Here is a 12199-nt window from a genome sequence, read left to right as displayed (position 1 = left end):
CTTCTACCAGATTTGTCCGTCGAATTTCTTGGCAATCCGATTCGCACCAAGTACTAGCACGAAGCCGATTACTGATTTAAACAACCCGACAGCGGTAGCAAGTCCAATACGTCCCTCTTGTAAACCGACCCGATACACCCATGTCTCGATAACATCGGCCTTCTCTTGATTAAGCGGATTGAGCATGATGAAGATTTGGTCAAAGCCGACATCAAGAATGGCGCTGAGCCGCAGCACGAGCATGAGGATAATAACGTTGCGAATACCCGGAAGGGTAATATGCCACAGCTGACGGGATTGAGATGCACCATCCATTGTTGCTGCTTCATAAAGGCTTGGATCGATGCCTGTGAGCGCTGCCAGATAAATGATGGCTCCCCAGCCGACTGACTGCCAAATATCCGTTGTGACGATAAGCGACCGGATCAGACCGGACTCGGTTAAGAAGGATATGCGGTCTAAATGAAAGGCGGTTAACAACTGGTTAACAAGTCCTGTTCCAGGTGCGAGGAAAGCCACCAGCAACCCGTAAATAATGACCCATGATAGAAAATGAGGCAGGTAAGTCAGGGTCTGAATGGTCCTTTTGAACCCTGTTGACGTAACGGCATTGAGCATTAAGGCTAGAATAATTGGTGCTGGAAATGAAAAGACGAGCTTGTAAAACGAAATCAGAATGGTATTTCCAATAATCTGTTTAAAATACACACCATCGAAAAATAGCTGAAAGTTCTGCCAGCCGACCCACGGGCTTTCCCAGAGTCCTTGCAGGACATTGTAGTTCTTAAATGCAGCGGCGATGTACACCATCGGCACATATTTAAATACCGCAAAGTACAGTAAGCCCGGAATTAATAGGGCATACATCACACCGTATCTTCGCAGCCCATTCATCGTTCGATGCATGATCTGCCTCTCCTCTCTCTCTCTGTTGGTTATACCTTTATTGTAGCGTCGTGAAAGGGTTGATCCTTTTCATATCTTTGGCAGATGGTCTAAAATCTTCGGAAATTTTTCAAAAATACGAAACCGCCTCTCCGTAGAGAGACGGCTTTGCTGGATCAATTTTTGACGAGTGTGATGTAATCGTAAGCAAGTTGATATGTGCTAGCAGATGTATTCTTGCCCGTTACGGTGAATCGGAACGTCTGGTTGCCTGCTGTACCTATCGTGACCGTGCCTAGGTTAGACTCCGTATACCCGGAAGTTACGGTATACTGGTCTACCGTCGAGCCTAGATTCGTACCGTTAACGGCCAGCTGGTAGATGCCTTTGTTGAATGCACTGCGATTTCCCACGTACACCGTATACGTTCCTGTCTGTGGTACATTTACCGTGTATTGCACGTAATCGCCAACGCCATTGCCGTTTAGGTTGTTGAACGATTTACCAGTAACAGCATCATTGTAATTCGTTTGCGAATCCCCCGTAGACGTAGTTACGGGTAAGGACTCTGCTTCATACACCGTTGTAGCCGATACTTCGCTAAAAATCACATCATCAACGAGCATCCACTGCGTCGAGGTTGCATTAGACGTAAAGGCAATCGTTGCCTGACCATTGGTCACGGGGATATTATTCAACGTGATTTGAGTCCACGTGCTGGTTGTGGGGACCGTGATGTTCATCTCCGTTCCACCGTAATTCAGCACACGCATCTGAGCCTGTGCCTGACCGCCAGAACTCTTCACCCACGCGCTGAGCTGGTAGGTACCGTTTGCGATCCCGTTCAGATTCTGCTTCGTCGTAACTAGATAATTGCTCCCCTTCGCATGCTTCAAGGAACGTGTTCCGGTATGTGCATCTGTCGTGGTCATAAAGCTGGCGTCTTTATCGTACGTCTCGATCCAATTGGGCGTATCTTGATCGGTATATCCTTTGGATGTGTCTTTTACCGTAAACTCCATCTGAGGATTACCAAGCAGGTTCGCAGCCGGGTAGCTCTTCGCGTAAAAACGGAAGTAATCAAACTCACTTTCACCTGGCAGCTTCGTGTAATCCGAAACCGTTCTATAGCCTAGTGCCGTTAGCCAAAAATTGGCTGGCGCAAAAGGCATCGGAGTCGTAACGGTATTAATCGTATTGACGAGTGTACCGTCCAGATAGAATTTAATCGCCGTCGGCGTCCATTCATACCCATAGACGTGCCACGCATCTGGTGTAACGGAGACCGCATGACGCGGCGAACTGTATCCTGGGATATAAGTGATCGTCCCCGTATCAAAGTAGCCGTTGGCAGAGTCATGCTCGAAGCCGTCAATCTCCGTAGCCTGATTATAAAAAGGTAAATTCCCCGCGGCAATTTCGGCCGTCAAGCCGGTTATGTTATTCGCGGCGATATGATTGCTGAGCCCCATACTCCAGAAGGAAGAATGCAGCCCTGTGGTGCTATTAAACAGCTTAGCTCTCGTCTCGTAATAGCCATAGCCGAACAGTTTCTTCGAAACTATACCGCCGCAGGTGTTGTACCACGTACCATTAATTTGCTCACGCTTAAAATCAATGTGCAAAGAGCCGCCAGATTCACGCACGTTCTCTTTCCGGTTGTACCCTAGTGAATAGGGACCCGCATCACGGTACATCCAGTCATCCTCATTGATCACTGTATCGTTAAATTCATCAGCGTAATATAACGTGTAACCTGCTGGTGCCGCTGCTGAAGCTGGATCAGGTACAATTGTAGAGAGTGTCGCTGTGGCCAACAAACATACGGGTAATACCGTCCGGAGCGGATTGACTATTAAAGTGCGAAGTGGACTAAGCCATTTCAAATTCACCATTCATCTCCTCCTAATGGAATTCGGATGTTATACGAGCGGCTTCCCTCCCGTTCAAGTACGGCGCAGAGTAAGACGGCAGGCTTCCCACTCTCGTCGAACCATAGCTGGGGGCGTTCCAATCTGAGAACGGATTGTGCATCCTGATGCGCCCAGGAAATTTGAAGATCGAAAGCGAGCACATGCCGCGATGGCTGCCACACGATGCCGTCTGATGATTCAAATAAAGCTACAGAGCCGCGTTCCGACTTCGTAAAATAACCTTGAAAATCCTTCATCAGCGCGTAGTAGCCATCTCCCTGACACCATACATAAGGGTCCTCTACCGCCCAATCGTTCGTGGGGTTCGTTACCGTGGGTTCTGGCTGCTTGCGAAACGGTCCCAGCGGATGATCGGCAAAGGCAACGCCTGCGTTAACCGCTCCACCCTTCGGCGGAGGACCCTCGGCCACACCTTTGTACATCATTAGAACACGGCCGTCCGTGGTCTCGCACACGGTAGGATTGCTCGTCATGAGACCATCCCACTTTCCTGGGGAAACATCGAGTACAGGAGCAGTCCCTCGCGTCCAGGGTCCTGCAGGATGGTCAGCGACAGCAACTCCAATACGTTGATGGTTACGATACGCCCACCATGTTGCCTCATCGGCAGGATAGTCGAGATCAAAGTCAGGGCCATGCGTCCCCATGTAATACAGGTAATAACGATTACCGTGATGCAAAATGGCTGGATTGTGTGCTACATCCCTATCCCAGCTCGCTGCGCCATCTCTATTGGTCCAAATCGTATCAACATGGTGGAACGGACCTAACGGATTATCCGCAACCGCATAGGCAATTTCGGAATGCGTGGCCCAAGACTCAAACCCCACCTGCTCAGGCCAACGTGAATAAAACAAGTAATACCTCCCCTCCGGATCTCGTGTCATCGAACCACACCAAACATGCCATCCTGCTAGCTCAAACTTCGCCCCAGCCGGCACAGGCCGAAGCATCTCCTGAAAATTCATGTTCACCTCTCCTAGCTCTGTAAGGGTATACATTCGTACAGAAATAGTGTAAGGGCTCTGCCGCGCGGAAAGGTTTCATATTTTCGTAAGATGGTTTGAAGTTTTGGGATGTGTGTTTGGTGGATTGGCAGGTAGCTGGCAGGAAAATCGCTTTGAGAGTTAGCGGAGATAACTAGGGGTGGGAAGTGGAGGTAAGTAAAAGTGGGTTTCAGCAGAAAGAAAAAAAAGACCAGCTCCAATGAGCTGGCCCCTTCAAATTGCTATTAGTAAGTCAAACCTGGGTAAAGCGGGAATTGCGCTGTTAGATCCGCAACCATGCCACGAGCTTTCTCAAGTGTAGCTTCGTCTTTCGGGTTTTTCAATGTAAGACCGATAACTTTTGCGATAGTTTTCATTGCTTCTTCGTCCATACCACGGGAAGTAACAGCCGGTGTACCCAAACGGATACCACTTGTTACGAACGGGCTAGTTGGGTCGAAAGGAATTGCGTTTTTGTTCGCTGTAATACCGATCTCATCAAGCACGTGCTCAGCGTCTTTACCAGAGATGTTCAGGTTACGCAAGTCAACCAACATCAAGTGGTTGTCTGTACCGCCGGATACAAGGTTGATGCCTTCAGCTGTAAGAGCTGTTGCCAAAGCTTGTGCGTTGTTGATGACGTTTTGACCGTATACTTTAAAATCCGGTTGAAGAGCTTCACCGAAGGAAACAGCTTTAGCTGCAATGGTATGCATCAAAGGTCCACCTTGGGAACCAGGGAATACGGCTTTATCGATCGCTGCAGCCCATGCTTTTTTCGTAAGAATCATACCGCCGCGAGGACCGCGAAGCGTTTTGTGTGTTGTTGTTGTTACAAAATGTGCGTGCGGCACTGGGTTCGGGTGCAAACCAGCTGCAACTAGACCAGCGATATGCGCCATATCAACGAAGAACAATGCGCCTACATCGTTAGCAATGGAAGCCAATGCTTCGAAATCAATCGTACGCGGGTACGCACTTGCACCAGCAACTAGCATACGAGGCTTGTGTTTGAAAGCTGCTTTACGAACATCATCATAATCGATGCGGAAATCTTTTTCGCTTACGCCGTAAGCTACGAAGTTGTAAAGAATACCGGAAGCATTAACTGGGCTACCGTGCGTTAAGTGACCACCGTGTGCAAGGTTCATACCAAGAACCGTGTCGCCAGGGTTTAGAGCAGCTAGGTAAACAGCCATGTTCGCTTGTGCACCGGAATGCGGTTGAACGTTGGCGTGCTCAGCACCGAAAAGCTCTTTCGCGCGATCACGAGCGATGTCTTCCACGATGTCTACGTACTCACAGCCACCATAGTATCTTTTGCCTGGGTAGCCTTCTGCATATTTGTTCGTAAGTACTGTACCCATAGCTTCAAGAACGGCTTCGCTCACGATGTTCTCGGAAGCAATTAACTCAATTTTGTCGCGTTGACGGCCTAGCTCAAGGTTCATCGCTTCTACGATTTTTGGATCTTGCTTGCTCAAAAAGTTTGTCATCTGAAATTCCTCCTAAGGATAGTCGTTAAAATACAATTAGCAATCTGCATCAGGTGCAGCTTGTTGATAGAGTTGCTCCGCTAGATCGGCGGAGTAGATAGCTCTCGTGCCTCCGATCAGCTTAGGCCTTGCGAAGGCCATCGTAACGTACGCTTGGCCGATATGGCGAACAGGTGGCCTGACAGGCACAGCCACTTTGCGCAGGTGCATCCCGATCAGCGTACTGCCGATATCGATAGCCGCGTGAGCCGCAATCGACTCCACCACGACGGCCTTTGTGAAGTGCCGATACGCGTAAGAGGCCATCGATCCTCCTGCCTTCGGTACGGGAATGACAGAGACCGGTTCCAGCTGCGGCGCTAGCGTCAGAAGCTCATCTTCCACAACCAGCGCACGATTCAAATGCTCGCAGCACTGATAGGCCGCAAACAGCCCGAACTCGCTGCAGATGCGCTTCACCGTCTCAAAAATCGGCTTAGCCGCATCCAGCGTACCCGATGTACCAATGCGATGCCCGAGAATTTCACTCGTGCTCGTACCGATCACAAGCATGTTGCCGGGTCGCAAGCCGCCGACCGTAACCAGCTCCCGCAGGTTCGCTTCCAAAGCTTCCGCTGCTGCTATAGGGTCAAATACAGAATCACTCATTATTCATCCTCATTTCTAGGGATGTACTGTGAAACGATCCTCAATGCTCTGCACTTTATTGATGCGGTTCTTATGGCGGACACCCTCTGAAAACTCGGTTTCCAACCAAATTTTGACGATTTCTTCCGCTACGCCAGGCCCAACTACTCGCTCACCCATTGCAAGCACGTTCGTATCGTTATGTTCACGTGTCGCTTTCGCAGAGAAAAGATCGTGCACAAGTGCACAGCGGATTCCCGGAACCTTATTGGCAGCAATGGACATCCCAATGCCTGTTCCACAAAGCAGAATCCCTTTGTCTGCTTCTCCCGAAACGACTTTTTCGCAAACCTGAAGTGCATAATCTGGATAATCAACGGAGTCGCCGCAGCTGCATCCGAAATCAATCACTTGATGACCTAATGATTCAATAAAAGGAATGATAACATCTTTCAAACGATAGCCTGCATGATCTGCACCTAAAGCAATTTTCATGAATAAAACGCTCCTTTTTGACTGTTCGAATTCGACCATCCTATTATATCCCAAAGCTCACCAAAAACGAAAAAAAGAGCGCACACGCTAAAAAACGCGCGTTGCTCTTTTGCCCAGGCGACCGGCCGTATAGCTCAATGCTCCATTGTGGTTACTCCCACTCGTCGCCAGTTACATTGAGTCTTGCTTGTTACCTGTATTTTATCGCATTCCTCGCGATGTGTAAAGTTCTATTAGCCTACATGAAGACATAAGGTGCAATCTGGAAAAACGATTGTGGTTAACGCAGCTTTTTTACCAATTTATCTAAGCTCCGGCTAATTTCTTCAGCGGTATTTCGGTAATCAGCCAATGATCCGCCATAAGGATCGGAAATATCGTAATCGGGAATCGTATTTTCCAACGTATACATACGACTTCTTTCTTCGACAGATACCGTTTGGGACAGCGCCTGTTTAAGTTGAAGCTCCGCTGCAAGCTGCTCTCTCTCTTCAATTGCCTTCAGAATTCGATCATCGTCCTCTACATACTCATTGAGCGTATAAGTCTTCTCGATCGCATGAGGGAAGCGCCCAATCACGGTACGTTTATGGCCCGTCGTCATCGTCAAGACCAGATCAGCCCAATCGACATCTGCATCACTAATGGCTAGCGAACTAATCGATTCCTTGAAACCCGCTTCATGTAGAAGCGATTGGCTATTCCTAGAGATCGGACCACCCGTCGTCGCGGATACACCTGCCGAACGAACCTCCGCCGCAAGCCCCTCTTGACGCACCCTCATACGCAGCAAACCTTCAGCTAACGGACTGCGGCACGTATTTCCTGTACAGACAAATAGAATTCGCAACATGAAATCCTCCCGAAATAAACGACTACACCCTCTTAGGAGAGGTGCGTTTATATAGAAATTGATGAACGGCTGCACCGTCCATGATTACTCGTATTGTATCATAGTAAAAACTTGATCCCAAACCCTAATAAGATAAGTCCGCCGAATGCCTCGCCGTATTCGCCTACCCAACCGCTAACTCGTCTACCTAATAGCAAGCCCGCTATCGAAAGCAACCCGCCAAATAATCCAAATACGAGCACAGTGAGCACGATATCAGTAGCAAACATGCCAAGCGATACACCCACCGAGAATGAATCTATACTTACACTGAGCGCAAATATGATAAGCCCCCATAGTGTCCGATGATCAAAGGCCGTCGCTTCTTCCCCGCGTACCGAGCTGTATACCATATGGGCTCCAAGCAAAATAAGTAAACATCCCCCCGCGGCCGTCGCGACGTTACCCAATAGGAGGGAAACATATTGCCCCATAAACATCCCCGTTAGCGGCATGATGACATGGAAAAGACCGATGATAATACTTATTTTCAAAATATCCCACAGACGAATGCCCTTCATTCCAATGCCAATTCCTAACGAAAAAGCATCTAGGCCCAAAGCAATCGCCATTATTCCAATTGTCATGAGTTGCCCAACTTGTACCCCAGATGCGAGCATAGCACGATCCCCCTTGTCCACGATTCTTTCTCAAGATATGCGGACAAACTGGGAATCATGCTTATTTGAGACGGATCCGTTCATGCCCCGCTGCTTTGAGCAGTCGATTCATAATCGCGCTGCCAATACCTGAATCAGGGACACCTTCTGCGACAATATAACTAATACCTTGGTGATCAAAAGTCCGCAGAGCGCCATATAGCTCCCGAGCAATCGAATCTGGTTCGGATAGAGAACCGCATGCGAGAATGAGATCTGCACGGTATTCGCCGGCTCTCTCCTCAAAGGTTAGAATACCCGTCGACTCTCCTCGTGCCTTCGCAGCATCAATATCCTGCTGAATCCATGCCGAGACTTCCTGAACATCATCCCCTTGCACGATGTGCATAAAGCCCTTCGGCGCATAATGCGTGTACTTCATACCTGGCGCACGCGGGGTATCCGAAGCTTCTACTTCTGTCGGTTCAGACACATGAATAGGCAGCTTTGGCAACACGACATGCAGCTGCTCGGCTGTCACACCACCTGGTCTCAGAATATATAACTCTCCATCAACCAGCTGAATAACCGTAGACTCTACGCCAACCCCGGTTGCACCACCATCCACAATGCCGCCAATTTTTCCGTCCAAATCATCGCGCACATGCGAGGCTAAGGTCGGACTCGGTCTGCCTGAACTATTCGCACTTGGCGCCGCTATCGGCAGCCCTGTTTCTCGCAGCAACTGTAAGGCAACCGGATGATCAGGTATACGAATGCCTACCGTTTGCAGACCCGCCGTCACTAACGGCGAAAGGCTACCTGCAAGAACAGGTAGCACAATGGTTAAGGGGCCTGGCCAAAAAGCTTGCATAAGAGCTAGATGATCCGTAGTAAGACTATCCGACTGAACAAGACTTGGGAGCTGGTTCACATCAGCAATATGTACGATTAAAGGATTGTCAGAAGGCCTCCCTTTTGCAGCGAAAATCTGGAGAACGGCGGTAGTATTCGTCGCATCCGCTCCAAGTCCGTACACCGTTTCGGTCGGAAAGGCTACCGTATCACCTTGCTGCAGAAGTTTAGCTGCTTCTGCTATATTCTGCGCTGTTGCGCCTATCGCTCCTTGATTCACGTCCCAGTAGATTGTCACAAACTCTCATCCTTACTTGTATAGAATTAGCTGAACCACGAAAAGATCGCCTTAAACATTTCCCAAATAAAGAATTTAACCTTCGGTTGAGCTGGCTCTTCGGTCGTGGTAGTCGAAGCTGAAGCTGCTACGACCTCACCTTTTGTTTCTTTCTTTGCTACCTTCTCTGTCGAAGCAGCTTTGTCTTTGCTAGCGACAGTTTTCGCCTTATCTTCTTTAACTGGCTGCTTTTCCTTGCCATTCTCATCGGTCGTTTTGGCCACCACAACGGCTGCTGAAGCAACCGCTTCACCCGATACGGAATCTACAAAGCATAACGGTGGAAATAACACGCACCACCAATTTTGCCCTTCACCCGAACCAATCACAACACGCAACGCTTCATAATCCCCAGCCGGGTAGACGTCATTTCCGTACATTTTAGTTGGAAAAGGGACAACACCTAACTCCACAGTATGTGGATAGTTGTAGCCGCGGGATGCGATCATCTCGCCCACAAGTTGATCGAATTCAGGCAAGTGCGCATTCACGACTGCTCTGGCCTCTTCCAAGGAGTGGGGTCCCACAACCCAATCTTCCATACGGGCAATAATCGCATCGCGAATCTCGCGTTTTAAAGCCTGGTCCTGCGCAGAATCCGAATTTGCTAGAATACGCAAACGAATGGATTCTTCTGGTATGGTAGGCGAAACGACCGCCGCGTTCGTACGATTGGATTCCCAACACATAATCATAAGGATAAGTGCAAAAGCAATGAATAATAGGCTCTTAACTGAGTGGCGCTCTGTTCTCTTAACCATGGAGGTAGCCCCTTTCCCGTTTCCGCTATCTACTTGCCAGTATGGACAAGAGTGGGTGGGGCTAAACCTATGAATCTATTATTTTTGGCAAAATGATAGATTTAGTAGAGGGCTCCTAAATTCAAGCATACAAATTTAAATAGAGGGTTCACTCAAGACCTAAATACCTGCAAAACTACAGCTTTTTTTCTCAAATTCCCCTAATCCGAACAAAAGCCTGCGAATATACAGTTTTTTAACTGTTTTTAGTCATACAGGTGCTAATTTTGCATAAATGCCTGCATATTCGCAGTAATTTCCTATTTCTATTACTTTCATCGATAAATTGATGTAAATTCGCAGGCTTTCAGGCACGCCTACAACTAGCGTGGCTCACGAATCGCCAGCACATGACGATTGATCCCCTGGAGATCCTGCACGAAGCGGATCTCCGTCCAGTCTGCAGCGGCACCTAACAGCGCCGCAACTGCCTCCGCCTGCCCGATGCCCACCTCGAACCCGACCACAGTCGGGATTCGTGGCAATAAGGGCAGCTGCGAGATCATCCGGCGGTAGAGGTCGAGTCCCTCGACACCGCCGAACAGGGCTGTGTGCGGCTCGAACAGCCGCACCTCGGGCATCAGCGCTGGCAGGTCGCCATCTGGGATATACGGTGGGTTGGACACCAGTATATCCGGCGCGAGCCCGCGCTCGATGTAAGGCTCGAGGAGGTCGCCCTCGAGCCACTGGATTCGCGCAGCCACGTCGTGGCGCTGCGCGTTCTTGCGGGCCATCTCCAGCGCTGCCGCGGAGATGTCGCTGGCCGCCACGCGCCACGCAGGGCGCGTGTGCGCGATCGTCACCGGGATGATGCCACTCCCGGTGCCCACATCCGCAAGGAGCGGAGCGCCTTGCGGGAACAGACGCGAGCCCTCGTGGATGAGCGCCTCCACGAGCAGCTCCGTCTCCGGCCGCGGGATCAGTACGGCCGGGCTCACCATAAACGGAAGGCCGAAGAAATCCTGCTCACCGGTGATGTACTGCACCGGTTCACCCGCGGCCTTCCTTGCAACGAGCTGGTCCCACGTAGCGACCAGCTCTTCCGGCATCTGTTCCTGCCACCAGCGGAACAGCAGCTCAGTCCGACTGCAGCCGCCTAAGAGGTGCTGCAGCAATAACTCCGTGCAAGCCGAAGCCTCTGCGACGCCTTGCTCTGCTAAAAAAGAAGAAGCCTTCACAAAGGCTTCTCTCACACTCATGTTTGCACTCGTCATTACATCGCCTCTAAGGCATCGGATTGGGCAGCAATCGTTAACGCTGACACAATTTCCGCCATATCGCCGTTCAGAACTGTCTCTAAACGGTGTAGCGTCAAGCCGATACGGTGATCGGTAATCCGGCTTTGCGGGAAGTTGTACGTACGAATACGCTCTGAACGGTCACCCGTTCCGACTTTGCTTTTACGCTCGCCGGCATATTTCGCTTCTTCTTCTTCACGCAATTTATCTGAAATTCGCGTACGAAGTACGCGAAGCGCTGACTCTTTATTGGAGTTTTGCGATTTACCATCCTGACATGTTGCCACGATACCCGTTGGTACATGGGTTACACGTACAGCGGATTTCGTTGTATTAACGGACTGACCGCCCGCTCCACTGGAACAGAACGTATCTACGCGAATATCTGCATCATGAATCACGATTTCTACATCTTCTGCTTCCGGCATAACAACAACTGTAGAAGTAGATGTATGAATTCGTCCACCGGATTCCGTTACTGGAATACGTTGAACACGGTGCGCACCGCTCTCAAACTTGAGCTTGCTATAAGCACCTTTACCCGTAATCATGAAAATAATTTCTTTAAATCCGCCCAAATCATTCACGGAAGCATCCAAAATCTCCGTTCTCCAACCTTGCGCATCCGCATAACGCGTATACATGCGGTAGAGATCGCCTGCAAACAGTGCAGCTTCGTCGCCGCCTGCCGCTCCGCGAATTTCCACGATGACGTTCTTATCATCGTTCGGGTCCTTCGGCATCATCAAGATGCGAAGATGTTCTTCGAGTTTAGCAGACTGCTCGCTAAGCTCGTCGATCTCCATTTTAACCATTTCGCGCATCTCATCATCTAGCTTCTCATTCTGCATCACTTTCGCATCAGCAAGTTGCTCGCTCACGCTCTTATATTCATTATAAGCATCGTAAGACTCCTGAAGATCAGATTGCTCTTTGGAATACTCTCTTAGTTTCTTCGTATCACTCGTTACATCCGGGTCACACAATAACTCGCTTAGTTTGTCATAGCGGTCCACAATGGACTGAAGTCGATCCAACATAGGGGATCACTCCTT

At 49.5% G+C, this 12199-nt stretch carries 12 protein-coding genes and 1 riboswitch; all 12 genes read right to left on the bottom strand.

The window, feature by feature from the left end; translation table 11 throughout:
- Positions 1-3: 3 nt before the first annotated feature.
- The 12 genes from AC58QT_RS27425 to prfA all read right to left on the bottom strand — a co-directional run bounded on the left by AC58QT_RS27425 (position 4) and on the right by prfA (position 12184).
- On the bottom strand, positions 4-906 hold the full coding sequence (locus tag AC58QT_RS27425) for an ABC transporter permease (protein ID WP_497411789.1): 903 nt from the start codon (positions 904-906) through the stop codon (positions 4-6).
- Positions 907-1061: 155 nt separating this feature from the next.
- Positions 1062-2780, bottom strand: a complete 1719-nt coding sequence (locus AC58QT_RS27420) for a family 16 glycosylhydrolase (protein WP_497411788.1) — start codon at positions 2778-2780, stop codon at positions 1062-1064.
- Positions 2774-3787: a glycoside hydrolase family protein gene (locus AC58QT_RS27415; RefSeq protein ID WP_497411787.1), complete on the bottom strand. Its 1014-nt coding sequence runs from the start codon at positions 3785-3787 to the stop codon at positions 2774-2776. The genes AC58QT_RS27420 and AC58QT_RS27415 overlap by 7 nt, the downstream gene beginning before the upstream one ends.
- A 263-nt stretch (positions 3788-4050) precedes the next feature.
- Positions 4051-5301, bottom strand: coding sequence for a serine hydroxymethyltransferase (gene glyA / locus AC58QT_RS27410; RefSeq protein ID WP_497289098.1), 1251 nt, complete (start codon positions 5299-5301; stop codon positions 4051-4053).
- Positions 5302-5337: 36 nt separating this feature from the next.
- The gene (locus tag AC58QT_RS27405) at positions 5338-5949 is read right to left on the bottom strand and encodes a TIGR01440 family protein (protein WP_497411786.1); all 612 of its coding nucleotides are present in this window, start codon (positions 5947-5949) and stop codon (positions 5338-5340) included.
- Positions 5950-5964: 15 nt separating this feature from the next.
- A complete protein-coding gene (rpiB, locus tag AC58QT_RS27400) occupies positions 5965-6423 on the bottom strand; it encodes a ribose 5-phosphate isomerase B (protein WP_056611733.1) in 459 nt (152 codons plus the stop codon).
- Positions 6424-6527: 104 nt separating this feature from the next.
- Positions 6528-6608: riboswitch (ZMP/ZTP riboswitch) on the bottom strand.
- Positions 6609-6703: 95 nt separating this feature from the next.
- Complete coding sequence (locus AC58QT_RS27395; RefSeq protein WP_497411785.1) at positions 6704-7276, bottom strand: low molecular weight protein arginine phosphatase; 573 nt, start codon at positions 7274-7276, stop codon at positions 6704-6706.
- 98 nt (positions 7277-7374) lie between these two features.
- Complete coding sequence (locus AC58QT_RS27390) at positions 7375-7935, bottom strand: manganese efflux pump MntP (RefSeq protein WP_497289101.1); 561 nt, start codon at positions 7933-7935, stop codon at positions 7375-7377.
- A gap of 61 nt (positions 7936-7996) precedes the next feature.
- Positions 7997-9067 carry an L-threonylcarbamoyladenylate synthase gene (locus AC58QT_RS27385; protein ID WP_497411784.1) on the bottom strand — a complete coding sequence of 357 codons (1071 nt, stop codon included), beginning with the start codon at positions 9065-9067 and terminating at the stop codon, positions 7997-7999.
- A gap of 26 nt (positions 9068-9093) precedes the next feature.
- Complete coding sequence (gene spoIIR, locus AC58QT_RS27380) at positions 9094-9867, bottom strand: stage II sporulation protein R (protein ID WP_497411783.1); 774 nt, start codon at positions 9865-9867, stop codon at positions 9094-9096.
- A 362-nt stretch (positions 9868-10229) separates the two neighbouring features.
- Positions 10230-11120, bottom strand: a complete 891-nt coding sequence (gene prmC / locus AC58QT_RS27375; protein WP_497411782.1) for a peptide chain release factor N(5)-glutamine methyltransferase — start codon at positions 11118-11120, stop codon at positions 10230-10232.
- A complete protein-coding gene (gene prfA, locus AC58QT_RS27370; protein ID WP_497411781.1) occupies positions 11120-12184 on the bottom strand; it encodes a peptide chain release factor 1 in 1065 nt (354 codons plus the stop codon). Before prfA ends, prmC begins: the two co-directional genes overlap by 1 nt.
- Positions 12185-12199 lie beyond the last annotated feature (15 nt).

Source organism: Paenibacillus sp. J31R109 (genome assembly GCF_059692055.1).
This window is presented reverse-complemented; position numbering and strand designations above follow the sequence as displayed.

Coding starts and splice junctions, on each gene's coding strand:
- rpiB (WP_056611733.1), bottom strand. CDS start 6,423: ATGAAAATTGCTTTAGGTGCAGATCATGCAGGCTATCGTTTGAAAGAT.
- prfA (WP_497411781.1), bottom strand. CDS start 12,184: ATGTTGGATCGACTTCAGTCCATTGTGGACCGCTATGACAAACTAAGC.
- spoIIR (WP_497411783.1), bottom strand. CDS start 9,867: ATGGTTAAGAGAACAGAGCGCCACTCAGTTAAGAGCCTATTATTCATT.
- glyA (WP_497289098.1), bottom strand. CDS start 5,301: ATGACAAACTTTTTGAGCAAGCAAGATCCAAAAATCGTAGAAGCGATG.
- prmC (WP_497411782.1), bottom strand. CDS start 11,120: ATGACGAGTGCAAACATGAGTGTGAGAGAAGCCTTTGTGAAGGCTTCT.
- AC58QT_RS27390 (WP_497289101.1), bottom strand. CDS start 7,935: ATGCTCGCATCTGGGGTACAAGTTGGGCAACTCATGACAATTGGAATA.
- AC58QT_RS27395 (WP_497411785.1), bottom strand. CDS start 7,276: ATGTTGCGAATTCTATTTGTCTGTACAGGAAATACGTGCCGCAGTCCG.
- AC58QT_RS27425 (WP_497411789.1), bottom strand. CDS start 906: ATGCATCGAACGATGAATGGGCTGCGAAGATACGGTGTGATGTATGCC.
- AC58QT_RS27420 (WP_497411788.1), bottom strand. CDS start 2,780: ATGGTGAATTTGAAATGGCTTAGTCCACTTCGCACTTTAATAGTCAAT.
- AC58QT_RS27405 (WP_497411786.1), bottom strand. CDS start 5,949: ATGAGTGATTCTGTATTTGACCCTATAGCAGCAGCGGAAGCTTTGGAA.
- AC58QT_RS27415 (WP_497411787.1), bottom strand. CDS start 3,787: ATGAATTTTCAGGAGATGCTTCGGCCTGTGCCGGCTGGGGCGAAGTTT.